A 15,294-nucleotide genomic window follows, 5' to 3' on the forward strand; every position below is an offset into this window, starting at 1 on the left:
TCCCTATAACGGTGGGAACTGCCCGGTGCGGCTGTCGGCTCGGATGAGCAAAGCGTCGCTCTGCTTGGCTTCGCTGAATTTGATTAGTCCGGCGAGATAGGCGAAATCCCCGTCCACCACTAAACCGTGAACCACATCCTCATCTGCGCCACCCCAGCGGCTTTCCCAGAGGAGTTGACCTTCGGGGCTGAACTTCAGCAGGAAGATATCCGTGGGGCTGGTGCTGGTTTGGCGCGAGTTCACGGCCAGCAAGACATTTCCAGAAGGGTCCATTGCGGCAGCGCGACCCGTGTGTTCGCCGCTTTCGTCGCCCCAGAGCCTGTCCCAGAGCAAGTGCAATTCTCTGTCGTACTTCAGTAGGAAAATCTGGTTGCCGCTCCCGAGTTTCATGTTGATGCCCACGACGTACAAAGATACCCCATCGCTGGTCATACCCAGGCCGTCCGCCAATGCCGACTGGCCCCAGGTGACGTGCTGGAGATATGCGCCGGTTTCTTTGGAGAACCTGGCGACGACCGCCTGGCCTCCGAGGAACATGTTGGTGCCGTTCACTCGCCCGGAGACGTGGATGCTGTCTTCGGTCACCACCATTTGTCCATCCGCTGTGTCGAAGCCTTCTGTCCCCCAGACAGTCTGCCAGATTTCCTTGCCCTGTCGGTCCAGTTTCAGGACGCCGATATCGTAGCCGGTCTTTTCACTGGTGGTCCAGCCGGAGACATAGATATAGTCGCCATCCACCACCAGTCCGTCCACTTCTTCGTAGCCGAAGCCCTGCCCCCAGGTGAACTCCCACAGTAGGCTGCCCGTGTTTGCGTCGAGAGCCAGGACAGCCATATCCGCCTCTGTAAGCCCGGCAGCGGTGTGGGTCAGCCCGCCGACGTACACGAACGGCTCTGCCACATCCACGATGAACGCTTTTTCCTGAAACCTATCGCCCCATTCGGTATGCCACAATTCTTCGCCCTCTGGCGTGAACTTGTAGATGGACATATCAGTGAACCATTGGTCTGGTTTCTGTTCGTATGCGGCGAGGTAGATGTTGCCTGAGGAGTCCACATCCACACCCCAGGCCTGGTCGGCTTTGGGACCGCCACGCAGGAGGTACCAAAGATGGGCGGGGTGGACGGTCGGGGTGGGGGAGGACGTAGGTGGGAGAGGGGTGGATGTCGGGGTCCGCCGACAAGCGAGCGCTGTTAGTATCAGCACCGCGAGCGCAAGAAGCATTCTTCTCATCAGATGCCTGTCCTTTTCCCCAATTGGGCGTCTCAAAGCGGTTCGAGTTCCGCCTCGCGGAGTTCGACCACTCTCCCCGTCAGTGAGGAGTAAACAACGTAACCATTGTAGGGATGTCCTGGTTGGGCTGGTATCGCCCTCAGGATCTGCACTTCGTCGCCGTAGTTGAAAAACGTCGTGCCATCGATGATGACTCGCAACGTCCTGCACGTTTCTCCTTCTTTGTACACGAGCATGGCTGCCTCCTTTTGTGCTTCTTCCTTGCTTCCGGATGGCTTTTGCCTGCGTTTCAGAACGGCAACGGAAGTATGTTAGCCCATGGAAAACTCTTGCTCCGGTCAAGCAGGTGCAGGTTCTCACGCCACAGCGAGATGACCTTTTCCATGATTTGCCACGGCTGCACTTTCAGTATTCGCTTACCACACCACTCGGATAACTCTACCGCAGGAAAATCTTCTCGCATCGCCCAGTAAGGCAGTGTCTGTTGTCCGTATTCTTGCTGTTTGGGCATTCCTCCGTGCAAGAGGCCATTTCGAATGACGTCCCAGAAATTCTGAGCAGTCTCTTTGTCTACACCGAAGTCGGTCGCAAACTGACTGATAATCGCGCTTGTGTCAGCATTGTGACCTGATTTCTCAATTACCGCTACCGCATACCGCTCGTATAGGAAACAGCACGTCGCAAGTGCGACAAAGCCCCCAGCCCCGTTAGGTATTTCTCGCAGTCTCTCCAGGGGTTGTACGTACCATTTCTCAAATAGATCCTCTGGTCTATCCATAACTTCCTCCTACGAACTACATCTCTTCTTTCTCCTCCGCCGCGAGATCATCCCCGAGCCAACACTCGCACCGCCGTGAGCGCATAGATCGCCGCGCAATTGTAGATATCAGCGAGCCGGACGAACTCATCCGGCCCGTGTGAGACCGACAAGAGCCCTGGCCCATAGGCGAAAGCCGGGATGCCCCGCTGGGCGTAGAAGCGAATCTCGAGGAGTCCAGGACACATTTCGAATGAGGGCGACCGCCCCGTGATTGCCTCCACGCTCTCCGCCAGCGCCTGTGCCACCGGGTCATCCTTGGAACAGCCCGCGGACGTCCCCTCCTGGAGGATCTCCACGTCCAGATCCATCCCCTCCCCTCTTAGTCCCTCAAAGAGCGCGAATAGCCTGCGTTTCTCTGTCTCCAGGTCCTCCTCGGGATTGATCCGGCGGTCCACCGTGAACGAGCACTCGGCCGGGACGAGGTTGAAGTTCGTGCCGCCCTCGCATCGTCCACCCACCAGCAGGATAGAGCGTCGGGCCGCTTCCGGCTCGATGGCGAAGCCTGTGCTTCTGGACTCCACCTCGGCCTTGAGTTCCAGCAGTGCATTCGCCACGGCGAGCATCCGCTCGAATGCATTGACGCCCTGATAATGTAAGCCAACGTGAGCGGGTTTGCCCTTCACCGTTACACGCAAGGAAAGAGCACCGCGATTCGCGTTCCAAATCACGCCGCTGGTGGGTTCCGACATGAGCATGCCGATGCCGTCCACCCCGAGCAAACCTGCATCGGCGAGGTAGCGCGATCCGAAGGCGCCGCCCGTCTCCTCATCGGGGACGATGGTCAGGCCAACTCTGCCTTGCAGGGCGATGCCACAGTCCTTTAGGGCTTTGACGGCATAGATCATGGCCGCGAGACCGCCCTTCATGTCCGACGAACCGCGCCCGAAAAGTTCCCCGCCCTTTACATAAGGATGGAACTGCGCCTCGCTCGATGCGGGCACAACGTCGTAGTGACCGTGGAAGTAGAGCGTCCTTTCGCCTTTGCCGTAGGAACTCAGGAGGCAATAGCGGGGGTGAAGTGGTGGGCCATCGGGGACCTCCAGGATGGTGGGGTCTAATCCGATTTCCTGCAACTTGCTGGCGATCCGCTCGACGCACGCCGAGTATGATTTGCCAGGCGGGTTCTCGGTGGGGATGGCCACCAGTGCTTTGGTGAAATCTACGATTTCATCGCGGTACGATGCGATGGCGTCGAGGATCAGGTTTTGCATTGTCTCTGGTGTTGTGGTCATGTGGGATTGCGCCTAGCTCCTTTCCACTCCCAGTCTCTGAAGAAATCTACGTTTCGTACCATTGTGGAATCAAGAACATCGTGGTGTCGCTTGATCTGGTCTAGCACGTTACACAGGTCGCGTTCAACGATTGCCAATTTGCAGTATGGTAAAGCAGACAAGTGACCCAAATCGCCGAAGTCGGATAGTTTGTCAGGTTCACGGCGTCCGAGGTAATACTTATAGAAGATGACTAGGGCAAAAAGCCTGATAGATAGAAACACCTCAGTGTGTAGATCCTGGCTCTTGTCCTTGAAGGATGCTAGGAAACTACGGTGTGTGTTGGCCAACCATTGGATCACGATGAAATCGGCGAACTGGCCAGACTGCCGCGCTGTGTACTTGCCTGATTTGGAAAGAGGGAAGTTGCCCTTCAAACTGTCGTGCCTGGCGCGCATCTGCTTGGCGTGTGCCAATTGCTGGCGGCGAGCCTCAGCCAGTTTCTCCGATGTAAACCAGCCGAGCAGGGTCTCATGACCGTCGCGCTGAAGTAAGAGCTGGTTGAGGGGATAAAGCAGTAAGGAATCTTGTCGGCGCTGTGGATGAGATTCCACCTCCTCATCGAGGATAGCATCCCATGTCTTGACAGCAGCCGATGGTAGTAGGATCAGCAGATCTGTCAGTGTCGCATGGAGGTCTGTAGCATCTGCGAGTTCCGCTAGGTTGGCACTACTTAGCGCAAGGCACAAATCGTTTGTCAGCAAAAAGTCCAGCAAACGATTCCACAGGTGAGTATTCTGGGCAAGGTGGCTGTAGATGTTTGTATCCAGATATACGAAACGCGAGAAAGAAATGTTGCTCATCATGAATCATTTGTTTACATACAGGACAGTGGCACATAACGAGAAAGCTCAGTGGCGCTGTTGTAGCACGGGGGAGGTGAGTCAGCTGCACGCAGGTTAGCCTGTGTCAGGATTATACTCCTGCCTGTATTTTCCCATCGCAGTTGCTAACAGACTCCTGAACTGTAGTATGCGATCACGCAATTCCTCAAGGATGCTCAGGTCGCTTAGCGTGTAGTTCATGGGTATTACCAGGGCCCAAGGTGGCATATCGGACATCTGAGTGACATAATTTACAAGCTTGTCTGTAAAGCCTTTCATATGGACCCAGTCTTGGGAGAGTTTACCCCATAAAGCAACAAAATCATTCGCTCTCCCTAATTCCTCCCCTAATTCTTTCATAATTTTGGAAGTGCTCAGCTCCGCTTGATGGATCTCCTGCTCTAATAGCTCCAATCTCTCCTGAAAGAACGGCACTTCTGGGTGTTGTGAGTCTGCAAGATAACACTTCACTAGCGATTCAAGTATCAACCTAAGTTCCATGAAACAGGCAGGAACATTGCCCGCCAGCAAGTCGAAGTAAACAGCGTAGCTCAAAGGCATGAGGACGTGATGGGTAAAGAATGCCATTGCACGCTCGACATAATCCTTTTCCCTCTCTGGTCTCTTCACAGCACAGGCTACTTCGTCTATAGCGTCATTGATGAGTTCTATGACTTCCTCACAAGTTCCCTTCGCATTCTCGGAAAGGAACCTCTCATTCTCTGCCATCACCTCAGCGATATGGGCAACATACTCAGCTGCTGCTGAACCACCATTGACCTCTTCCGTCATCTATCAGCCCTCTACCTTAGTTTGTTCGGAATCCGCCCGCGTAAAATAAGAGCCATAACCCGTCAACGACCCGCGGAACCCGCGAGGCACATACCCTACGAGCCATCTCTTGCTTCTTGCCTCCTGCATCTTGCCTCCTGCATCCTGCCCCTTGCCTCCTGCCCCTACTCCCGGGCCCGCAACTGCGGGAAGGCGATCACCTCGCGGATGGAGGTCTGGTCGGTGAAGATCATCACCATCCGCTCGATGCCGAAGCCCAGTCCGCCGGTGGGCGGCATGCCGTGCTCCAGCGCCAGCAGGAAATCCTCGTCCATCGGATGCGCCTCTTCGTCGCCCAGGTCGCGGTCGCGGGCCTGGGCTGCGAAGCGCTCCCGCTGGTCCAGCGGATCGTTCAGTTCGCTGTAGGCGTTGCCCAATTCCAGCCCGCCAATGAAGAACTCGAAGCGCTCCACTACCTTATCGGATCCCGGCTTCGTTTTGGCCAGGGGGGAGATCTCCAGCGGGTACTCGGTGACGATGGTAGGGGCGATGAGGCGGGGTACCACGTGCTCGCCGAAGAGTTCGTCCACCAGTTTCCCGTAACTGGGTTGGGGTTCCAGGGCCAGATTTCGCTCGCGCACCTGGGCCTGGAGCGCCGCCAGATCGTTTGCCGCCTCGATGTCTATGCCGGTGGCGTCGAGGATGGCCTGGCGCATGGTGATGCGCTGCCAGGGTGGAGTCAGGTCAATGACGTGGCCCTGATAGGTGATCTGGGTCGAGCCCAGCACCTCGCGGGCCGCGGTGGCCCACATATCCTCTACCAGCGCCATCATATCGTGGTAGTCGGCATAGGCCACATAGACCTCCAGTTGGGTGAACTCGGGGTTGTGGCGGGTGGAGATGCCCTCGTTGCGGAAGTCCTTGCCGATCTCATACACCTTGTCCAGGCCGCCGATAATCAGGCGCTTGAGATAAAGTTCGTCGGCGATGCGCAGGTAGAAGTTGGCCTTCAGTTCATTATGGTAAGTGATGAAGGGGCGTGCTGCCGCGCCGCCGTAGATGGGCTGGAGGATGGGCGTCTCGACCTCGATGAAGCCGCGCTCATCCAGGTAGCGCCGCAGGGCAGCCACGATGCGGGTGCGGGTGAGGAGGATGCGCCGCGCCTCTTCGTTGGCCAGGAGGTCCAGGTAGCGCTGGCGGTAGCGGATCTCCACGTCGCGGATGCCGTGCCACTTCTCCGGCATCGGGCGCAGCGCCTTGGCCAGCATCTGGAAGGAGCGCACGTGGACTGTGACCTCGCCGGTGTGAGTGCGGAAGAGGGTGCCTGTCGCGCCGACGAAATCGCCCAGGTCGAAGTAGCGCTTGAAGAATTCGTACTCTTTCTCGCCCAGCGTGTCCAGCCGGAAATAAAGTTGCAGGCGTCCATCGCCATCCTGGATGTGGGCAAAGGCGGATTTGCCCATAATGCGGATGCCCACCAGCCGCCCGGCCACTGTAACCTCACTGCCCTCGCCGTCCTGATCGAAGGCGGCCAGCGCTTGGGCGGTGGAATGGGTGCGTCGGAAGCGGGGCGGGTAGGGATCCACGCCCATCTCGCGCAGGGCACGCAGTTTGGCCAGGCGGCTCTCGTGCTCGTCGGTGATCCCGGTCATGTATTCACTCCACGTTGAGAAGACGGAAGACTAATCTCCCATCTGGGGTCTGGACGTACACCAGGTCGCCTTTCTTATGACCCATCAGGGCCCGGCCCAATGGGGACTCATTGGAGATGCGCCCGTTGGCGGGGTCAGATTCCGCTGCGCCAACGATGTGGAAGGTCTCGGGAGGATTGCGGCCCTCGCGCACGGTTACCTTGCTGCCCAGGGTGACGACACCGGGGGAAGTCGGCTCCTCGATGATGACGGCGTTCTTGAGCAGCGCCTCCAGGGTCATGATGCGCCCTTCGACGAAGGCCTGTTCATCTTTGGCGGCATCGTAGGCGACGTTCTCCATGATATCGCCGCCCTCCTTGGCCTGGCGGATGTTCTCGGCCACTTGGGGGCGGCGCACCGTGCGCAGGTACTCCAATTCCTCTTGGAGTTTGCGCTTCCCCTCGGGGGTGAGGAAGACTGGCTTTTCAGCCATGGAACTGCCACACTCCTTGTAGATTTTTGCTGTATGGAGCACGCGAAGCCGCGCGGGGCATAGCAAAAAAGCGCCCAACGGCGCGGCGTATTACCATCAATATTATAGTCCAAAATCGAGAAAAATGCAAAAACCGTGCTAAGCCTGAATCATTTGCCCGCAATTGTTCAGTGGCAGTTGTCATTGTTCAGTGGCAGTTGTACTGCCGCTGAGCGCGCTCGTTGCCAACTTGTCCTACGTTGACATCATCCCGCGCCCGTGCTATAATCCCGCCAGAAAGGAAGGGAATAGAAGTGGCAAATATCCGGAGGCTGGTTTTGGACGTGCTCAAGCCCCACGATCCTTCCATCGTGGACCTGGCAGCCAAATTAGGCGATCTGCCGGGTGTGGAGGCGGTGAACATCAGCATCTACGAAATAGACCGCAAGGTCGAGAACGCCAAGATCACCCTCGAAGGGTCCAACGTCGTTTACACCGAGGTCATCAAGATCATCAACGAGAACGGTGGCACAGTGCACTCCATTGATGAGGCCGTCGCTGGCCGGCTGATCATTGACGACGCTGCCACCCTCCAAGACTGATCACGCTGCCGACGCATAATACGCCTCGACCGAAGAATTTCCGCCGATGCTTTTCCTGCACGAAGGACTGGAAAGACTGCGCGAAGACATGGAGGTCGCCGAAGTCGGTGAGATCGCCCGGCGGCTTTTCGCTATGAACGCCTTCGATGGCGTGCTCACCATGGTCGGCGTGCTGGTGGGCAGTTTCACCGCCCACGTGCGCCATCCCCGCGTGGTGCTCATCACCGGGCTGGCCACCAGCGCCTCGATGGGCATCTCCGGCCTCTGGGGGGCCTACCTGACCGAATCCGCTGAGCGCAAGCGCAGCCTGGACGAACTGGAAGAATACACTCTCACCGACCTGACGGCAACGCGCATCGGCCAGGCCCAGCGCCTGGCGGTGATCATCGTCGCCCTGGTGGACGGGCTGGCCCCGCTCCTGGCGGCGCTATTCGTGCTCTCGCCGTTTTTCGCGGCGGCGCTGCTGGGTGAGATCACCCGGATGTACTATCTCTCTGCGGGAATGGCCATGCTGGCCCTCTTTGGGCTGGGCATGCTCTTGGGCTCCATCTCCAGGGAGAGCCTGGTCGTCTCCGGGCTGAAGATGGTGGGGGCCGGGCTGGTGGCGGTGATGGTGGGACTTCTTTTGGGGCCGGCGGCGGAATAAAGGCAAACGCGTAGCGACGGCTACATAGGCGAAGCCTCGCCGTCGAATAAAATCGCCCGTGTGCGACGGCTACAGGTAGAAAGTCCCTCTGGGACTTTGTGGGTGTAGCCCGGAAATTTATTTCTGGGCGACCTGAGGGACGAAATTTCACCCATGGAGTTGTGATAGATGGAGACATTGAAAGGGATCGCTGCTTCCAAGGGCGTGGCCTTGGGCCCCGCGTATATCTATCGCCCTGTTATCTGTGGCCCCTCGCGCCCGGCCCAAGCGCCTGCGGATGCGGAGACCGAATTGGGTCGCTTGGCCGAGGCCATAGATGCCTCGCGCCAGCAACTGCAGGACATCTATGAGTCGGCTGTGCGCGAGATCGGCGAGGAGGCGGCGGCCATCTTTCAGGCCCACCAGGCTTTCCTCGACGATCCTATGCTCTTGGATTCCATCCGCGAGCGCATCCAGAAAGGCGAGGACGCCGAGACCGCGGTGCGTGGCGCTTTCGCCGCCTTTGCCGCCCAGTTCGATGCCATGGAGGACCCCTATTTCCGTGAGCGCGCCGCTGACCTGCGGGATGTGGGCGAGCGCGTATTGCGCAACCTGTGCGGTGCGGAGACCTCTTCCTCCCTCACCCGGCTGGACCGGAACGTCATCGTCGTCGCCCAGGATCTGACGCCCTCCGACACTGCCCAGATGGACAAGGCCCACGTCCTCGGTTTCGCCACTGCCCGCGGCGGCGAGACCTCCCACACTGCCATCATCGCCCGTATCCTGGGCATCCCGGCGGTGGTGGGCATCGGCGACGGCATCATGAACGTCGGGCCGGGCCAGGAACTGATCTTGGACGGCGAGCAGGGGCTGGTCGTTGTCGCGCCCGACCAGTCCACCCGCGAGGAATACGAGCGCCAGCGAGCATACTTGGCAGCACAATGCGCACTGGAGATGAAGGCGGCCCAGGAGCCTGCCGTAACTCTGGACGGCCACCGGGTGGAGGTGGTGGCGAACATCGCCGATGTAGGGTCGGCCTGCGAGGCGCTGGAGTACGGGGCCGAAGGGGTGGGGCTTTTCCGCACCGAGTTCCTCTACCTGGACCGCACCTGTATGCCCGACGAAGAGGAGCAATACGCCGCCTACCGCGCCGTTGCCGACGCGATGGGCGACCGCCCGCTCATCATCCGCACTTTGGACATCGGCGGCGACAAGCAACTGCCTTATCTCGACATCGGCCAGGAGATGAACCCCTTCTTGGGCTACCGCGCCATCCGCTTGAGTCTGGGCACACCGGACCTTTTCGCCGCCCAGTTGCGGGCCATCCTTCGCGCCGCTTACGAGCGCAACGTGAAGGTGATGTTCCCCATGGTGGCCACGGTCGAAGAAGTGCACGCTGCCAAAGAGGCACTGGCCCAGGCCCAAGCCGAACTGGCGGCCCGGAAATGCCCCTTCGCCACGCAAATGGAAGTGGGCATCATGGTCGAGATCCCAGCCGCGGCCATCGCCGCGGACATCCTGGCCCCCGAGGTGGATTTTTTCAGCATCGGCACGAACGACTTGGTGCAATACACCCTGGCCGTGGACCGGGTGAACGAGAAGGTCTCGTATCTCTATCAGCCGCTGCACCCCGCCATCCTGCGCCTGATTGACCACGTGATCCGCGCCGCCCACGCCGAGGGCAAGTGGGTGGGGATGTGCGGGGAGATGGCAGGCGATCTGTTGGCCATCCCGATTCTGTTGGGGTTGGGGCTGGACGAGTTCAGCATGAACGCCTCGGTCATCCCGGCGGCGAAGGCCCTGATCCGCCGGTTGAAGGTAGAGGAGATGCGCCACTTGGCCCAGGAATGCCTGAAGTGCAAGACCGCCGACGAGGTGCACGCCTGGGTGGTGGAGGTGGTGGGGGAGAAACCCGCCGGCTGACTGAACATTGTGGGAGCAATCTCCAGATTGCGACTGCCGCCGCCGTCGAATAAAATTCGACGGCTACGTGTAGAAAGTCCCTGTGGGACTTTGTGGATGTAGCCCGAGTATGTATTCTTGGGCGGGACTAATAGAGCCTCCGCTCTACCTGTATGGGCCGCCCGGCTATGTTGCCACAGTGGGATGCCGGCCCATGGGACCTGCAGGCGCGGGTTCAATTGCCTGTCAGAGTGGCAAGCCCGCAGTACAACTGCCGCCGACGAGGTGCACGCCTGGGTGGTGGAGGTGGTGGGGGAGAAACCCGCCGGCTGAACAAATTTGCCCGTGTGCGACGGTTATTGAAACCCATCGGTCCCGGGTGTAACATGGATGAGAGAATGTGGGATAATGTGCAAATAGCGTTTGTTGGCTCAGGAGTGATGGCCGAAGCCATGATCAGGGGCCTCTTGACACAAAATGTAGTTGCCCCGGAGCAGATTGTGGCGGCTGGACCGCGTTTGGAGCGCGGTGCCGAACTCCAACAGAAGTACAAGGTGCGAGTTACCACTGACAACCGCGAGGCGGTCCGGGGTGCCGAAGTAGTGGTCCTCTCGGTAAAACCACAGGTTCTGTCGGGCGTTCTATCGGACTTGCGGGGAGATATCCCCAGTCCGGCCCTGGTACTCTCCATCGTCGCCGGGGCCCGTTTGGCACTCATCCAACGCGAATTGGATCACCCATACGTGGTGCGTTCGATGCCCAACACTCCCGCCCAGATTGGTCAGGGTATAACGGTGTGGACAGCGTCGCCTGCCGTGAGTCCTGAGCAACGCGAGCGGGCTCGTGCTATTTTGAAAGCGCTCGGTGAAGAGATTTTTGTGGAGGACGAAGATTATTTGGACATGGCCACCGCTCTCTCGGGCACCGGGCCGGCGTACGTTTTCCTGTTCATCGAGGCTTTAGTGGATGCTGGGGTGCACCTCGGCTTTCCACGCTACATGGCTGAGCGTCTGGTGCTGCAAACAGTGAAAGGTTCCGTGGAATATGCCCAGCGGGATCGGCACCATTTGGCCCACCTGCGCAACCAGGTGACCTCACCAGGTGGCACTTCGGCCGAGGCGCTGTACTACCTGGAGAAGGCGGGCTTTCGCACTGCAATTTCTCGCGCTGTCTGGGCAGCCTATCAGCGCTGTGTGCAGTTAGGACGGGGAAAGAAGCAGAGCACGATTGAGGAAGGGTGAGCCCTGCCACTAAAGACTTCCGAAGTCTTGAAGACTTCGGAAGTCTTTAAGTCTTTAGGTTGAAGTCTGACAAAGACAAGGAGATGTTTGCTTATGCCTCGACGCACCATTCAATTTGTGCCTGGCGAATACTACCACCTCTATAATCGAGGTAATAATCGGCAGAACATTTTCTTTGAGCGTGAGAACTATCTGTTCTTTCTGCGGCAGATTCGCCTATACCTCGCCCCGCAGATAAGGACTTCGGAGGTCTGTAAAGGTATAGTGGTAGCCTATTGCCTGATGCCAAATCACTTTCATTTGCTGCTCACTCCTCAGAGTGAGAATCTCTCCCACCAGATGCAATTGTTGTCCATTTCTTTCACCAAAGCGATGAACCGACGGTACAGCCGGGTTGGAGCGCTCTTCCAGGGGGCGTTCCAGGCCGTGCACGTAGAACGGAATGAGCACCTGTTGCACCTATCACGTTATATTCATCTGAACCCCGTAGCAGCAGGGCTAGTCAGACGGCCCGAGGATTGGGAGTTCTCCAGCTACCGTGACTACATTGGCCAACGCAATGGCGCCTTGCCCGCGCCCGGGATTATCCTCTCGCAGTTCTCTAGTTGTAGGGAATATCAGTCGTTTGTAGAATCCTACGCCGAACACGACTTGAGCGTTATCGCCCATCTGTTGATAGATGACTAGCCCACAGACTCACAGACTTCCGAAGTCTTCAAGACTTCGGAAGTCTGTGATGTCCATACTTAATGTCTCCCCATCAGCCACTGTATCCCCGTCACCAAGCCCCAGGCCGTGTATCCCACCAGAATCACCCGCGCGATTGGCCAGCCCTGCCGCAGCGCCCACCAACTGGTTACCGCGAAGGCAAAGGTAGCCACCAGCCCGATCGTCGCGGCCCGGGCGAATTCGGCGGAGAGGACGTAGTCCCCGCCCGTGTTGCTGAAAACGATCCACAGCGTCAGCGGGATGGTCAGCGGCATCGAAGCGATGATCCCACCTAACACCCGCCACCTATCGCCTATCAGCGACACGGTGGTGATCACCACCATCGAGATGAGGATCTGATAAACGCGATTGGTGTCCATGGGCTTCGTGTTCTCCCGTTCGGCGATTGAAATCGCATCTTGAGGGCGCCTGCGGCGCCGGCCGTCCGCCTGCGCGGATGGAATGTTTGCGTCCCTGTTGTCGGCGATTGAAATCACATCTTGGGGGCGCCTGCGGCGCTGGCCGTCCACCTGCGCGGACGGGGTATTTGCGTCCCCGCAGGGGGACGCTTGGTCGAAGGCCCGCGAGGCGCAGTTTCAACCGCCTGCGATCTCCGCCCAAAGAATCAAGTCCAGCCCTGCCTCGAACGGGTTGGTCAGGTCTTCGTGGTGTGGGACGACCCGCACCGTGTAGCCATAGAGCCCACTCGCCGAGCAGGGCACCGTGCCCACGAAGACGTAGTCTCCGTCGGATTTCGCCTCGGCACAGGCCATATCTTTCACCTGCCCGTGGGTAATGCGACCATCGGCGTCCACTGGGCCACAGTACAGTTGCACCCGCACGTCCTCCGGCGACAAGTCGCCCAGGTGAACGTGCGCCCACACCTCCACCTCGGCCCCCACGTTCACCACGCCAGCGCGGTTGCTGGTTACCTCGCCGATCTCCACCTTGTCCCAGCCCAGGCGTAGGGTGGCCTTCCACTGCGCCAGCGTCCGGGCCCGGGCAGCGTTCTCTTGCACCAGGCGGGTGTAGCGCTCGGCAGCGGGCAGGTACAGTTGTTCGGTGTACTCTCTCAGCACGCGATCAGTATTATAGGTCGGACACAGTGCCCGCATAGATGCTTTCATGCGACTGATCCAGCGCCTGGGCAGGCCGTTGGCTCCACGGTCGTAGAAAAGAGGCACGATCTCCTTCTCCAGAAGGTCGTAGAGGGCGTTGGACTCGACCTCGTCTTGATATTCGAGGTCCTCGTACTCCTCGCCGCGGCCGATGGCCCAGCCCACTTCGGGCGTGTAAGCCTCATCCCACCAGCCGTCCAGGATGCTCACGTTCAGGACCCCGTTGGCAGCGGCTTTCATACCACTTGTGCCACTGGCCTCCCGTGGGCGGCGTGGCGTGTTCAGCCAGATGTCTGCTCCCTGGAGGAGATAGCGGGCCACGTTCATATCGTAGTCCTCGATGAAGACGATGCGGCGGCGGAACTCGTCCTGCCGGGCCACGTGAATGATCTGGCGGATCATCTCTTTGCCCTCGTTGTCGTGGGGGTGGGCTTTCCCGGCGAAGATGATTTGCACCGGACGGTCCGGGTCGTTCAGGATGCGGGCCAGTCGCTCGGGGTCGTGCATCAGTAGGGTAGCGCGCTTATAGGTGGCGAAGCGCCGCGCGAAACCGATGGTCAGCGCCCCAGGATCGAGCACCTCGTCGGCCTCGGCGATCTCCGCTGGTGACGCGCCCTGCTGCTCCCTTTGGGCGCGCAGCCGCATCCGGACGAAGGCCACCAGTCGCTCGCGGCGGCGCTCGTGCGTGCGCCATAGTTCCTCGGCGGGCACCTGGTCTATTCGCGCCCAGAGAGCAGCGTTGGTCGGATCGTTGCGCCACTGGGGCCCCAGATAGCGGTCGTATAGCCCCGCGATGTCCTGCGAAACCCAGGAGAGAAGATGGATACCGTTGGTGATGGACGTGATGGGTATCTCGTCCTCTGGGACATCGGGCCACACTGACTGCCACATCGTCCGCGCCACCCTCCCGTGGAGTTTGCTGACCCCCGCTGTGACAGCGGAGAGGCGCATGGCCAGGATCGCCATGTTGAAGGGCCCGTCGTTGTCACCTAACGGTCGCCCCAGGGCCAGGAATTCCTGCGGCGATAGACCCAGGGCGGGGAGATAATCAGCGAAATACTGGTTTACGAGAGCCGGAGGGAACTGGTCAATCGCGGCCGGGACATTGCTGTGAGTGGTGAAGATATTGCCGGCGGCAGCGGCCTCCCGCGCTTCGGAGAAGGAGAGACCCTCTTCTACCATCAACATGCGGATGCGCTCCAGGCCCAGGAACGCCGAATGCCCCTCGTTCATGTGGCATACAGTAGGCCGCAGGCCCAATGCCGCCAGGGCACGCATACCGCCGATCCCGATCATGATCTCCTGCTTGATGCGCATCTCCAAGTCGCCGCCGTACAGGGTATCGGTGATATCTTGGTCTTCGGGACTGTTGGCGGCCACGTTGGTGTCCAGCATATACAGTGGCACCCGCCCCACCTGGATGCGCCACACCTGGGCCACAACCTTCCGCCCAGGGTAGGGCACCTCGACGGTGACCGGGCTGCCATCCTCCTTGCGCTCCAGGGTGATTGGCATATTGTAGAAATCGTTGACCGGATAACGCTCGCCCTGCCAACCGTCGGCGTTGAGGTACTGGCGGAAATATCCTTGCTGATACAATAGTCCCACGCCGACGAGTGGCAACCCCATATCGCTGGCCGATTTCAGGGAGTCACCCGAGAGCACGCCCAATCCCCCCGAATAGAGGGGGATGGCATCGGCCAGGCCGAATTCCGGGGAGAAAAAGGCGATGAGCAAAGGCGGTTGGCCCGGCGCCGCTGCGCTACCGTAGGTCTTCGGATACCAGGCGGTGGTGTTGCCGATGTACTGGTCGAAGCGGTGCAATACGCGCTCCATCTGAGCCAGAAAACCCTCATCCGAGGCAATGGCATCCAGCGCCTCCTGGCGCATCACGCCGAGCATCCGCACCGGGTTATGACCGCTGGTCTCCCACAGGTCGCGGTCGAGACGGCGGAACAGGTCAATGGTCTCGTGGTCCCACGACCAGCACAGGTTATACGCCAATTCCCTGAGCCTGGATATTTTCTCCGGCAGGGCAGGGATAACGGTGATGGTCCGGATCGGTCGCATATTCTC

Annotated in this window: 15 protein-coding genes; 5 read left to right on the plus strand and 10 right to left on the minus strand. The window is 59.3% G+C overall.

Annotated elements, in window-relative coordinates; genetic code table 11:
- Positions 1–3: 3 nt before the first annotated feature.
- From H5T64_03495 to greA, 8 genes are all read right to left on the minus strand, one after another.
- A complete protein-coding gene (locus H5T64_03495; protein ID MBC7263405.1) occupies positions 4–1,233 on the minus strand; it encodes a PQQ-like beta-propeller repeat protein in 1,230 nt (409 codons plus the stop codon).
- Positions 1,234–1,265: 32 nt separating this feature from the next.
- Positions 1,266–1,469 (minus strand): hypothetical protein, encoded by a 204-nt coding sequence (locus H5T64_03500; protein ID MBC7263406.1) that lies wholly within the window; start codon positions 1,467–1,469, stop codon positions 1,266–1,268.
- A 53-nt stretch (positions 1,470–1,522) separates the two neighbouring features.
- On the minus strand, positions 1,523–2,011 hold the full coding sequence (locus tag H5T64_03505) for a hypothetical protein (protein MBC7263407.1): 489 nt from the start codon (positions 2,009–2,011) through the stop codon (positions 1,523–1,525).
- A 47-nt stretch (positions 2,012–2,058) separates the two neighbouring features.
- Complete coding sequence (locus tag H5T64_03510) at positions 2,059–3,285, minus strand: M20 family metallopeptidase (protein MBC7263408.1); 1,227 nt, start codon at positions 3,283–3,285, stop codon at positions 2,059–2,061.
- Positions 3,282–4,130 carry a hypothetical protein gene (locus H5T64_03515; GenBank protein MBC7263409.1) on the minus strand — a complete coding sequence of 283 codons (849 nt, stop codon included), beginning with the start codon at positions 4,128–4,130 and terminating at the stop codon, positions 3,282–3,284. The genes H5T64_03510 and H5T64_03515 overlap by 4 nt, the downstream gene beginning before the upstream one ends.
- A gap of 93 nt (positions 4,131–4,223) precedes the next feature.
- The gene (locus H5T64_03520; GenBank protein ID MBC7263410.1) at positions 4,224–4,940 is read right to left on the minus strand and encodes a hypothetical protein; all 717 of its coding nucleotides are present in this window, start codon (positions 4,938–4,940) and stop codon (positions 4,224–4,226) included.
- Positions 4,941–5,104: 164 nt separating this feature from the next.
- Positions 5,105–6,571 carry a lysine--tRNA ligase gene (gene lysS, locus H5T64_03525; GenBank protein MBC7263411.1) on the minus strand — a complete coding sequence of 489 codons (1,467 nt, stop codon included), beginning with the start codon at positions 6,569–6,571 and terminating at the stop codon, positions 5,105–5,107.
- A gap of 4 nt (positions 6,572–6,575) precedes the next feature.
- A complete protein-coding gene (gene greA, locus H5T64_03530; GenBank protein ID MBC7263412.1) occupies positions 6,576–7,043 on the minus strand; it encodes a transcription elongation factor GreA in 468 nt (155 codons plus the stop codon).
- 293 nt (positions 7,044–7,336) lie between these two features.
- Between greA and H5T64_03535 the strand changes: the two genes are divergently transcribed.
- From H5T64_03535 to H5T64_03555, 5 genes are all read left to right on the plus strand, one after another.
- A complete protein-coding gene (locus H5T64_03535; GenBank protein MBC7263413.1) occupies positions 7,337–7,624 on the plus strand; it encodes a DUF211 domain-containing protein in 288 nt (95 codons plus the stop codon).
- Between the two features lie 46 nt (positions 7,625–7,670).
- Positions 7,671–8,270, plus strand: coding sequence for a hypothetical protein (locus H5T64_03540; protein ID MBC7263414.1), 600 nt, complete (start codon positions 7,671–7,673; stop codon positions 8,268–8,270).
- Between the two features lie 168 nt (positions 8,271–8,438).
- A complete protein-coding gene (ptsP, locus tag H5T64_03545; GenBank protein ID MBC7263415.1) occupies positions 8,439–10,172 on the plus strand; it encodes a phosphoenolpyruvate--protein phosphotransferase in 1,734 nt (577 codons plus the stop codon).
- A gap of 377 nt (positions 10,173–10,549) precedes the next feature.
- Complete coding sequence (locus H5T64_03550) at positions 10,550–11,392, plus strand: pyrroline-5-carboxylate reductase (GenBank protein MBC7263416.1); 843 nt, start codon at positions 10,550–10,552, stop codon at positions 11,390–11,392.
- A 93-nt stretch (positions 11,393–11,485) separates the two neighbouring features.
- Positions 11,486–12,079: a transposase gene (locus tag H5T64_03555; protein ID MBC7263417.1), complete on the plus strand. Its 594-nt coding sequence runs from the start codon at positions 11,486–11,488 to the stop codon at positions 12,077–12,079.
- A gap of 59 nt (positions 12,080–12,138) precedes the next feature.
- On the opposite strand, the gene H5T64_03560 is transcribed toward H5T64_03555, so the two are convergent.
- Entirely contained in the window at positions 12,139–12,480 is a 342-nt protein-coding gene (locus H5T64_03560; protein ID MBC7263418.1) for a hypothetical protein, read from the minus strand.
- Positions 12,481–12,696: 216 nt separating this feature from the next.
- Positions 12,697–15,288 (minus strand): alpha-glucan family phosphorylase, encoded by a 2,592-nt coding sequence (gene glgP / locus H5T64_03565; protein ID MBC7263419.1) that lies wholly within the window; start codon positions 15,286–15,288, stop codon positions 12,697–12,699.
- Positions 15,289–15,294 lie beyond the last annotated feature (6 nt).

The sequence above is a fragment of the Chloroflexota bacterium genome, assembly GCA_014360825.1.
Taxonomy (GTDB): domain Bacteria; phylum Chloroflexota; class Anaerolineae; order UBA2200; family JACIWT01; genus JACIWT01.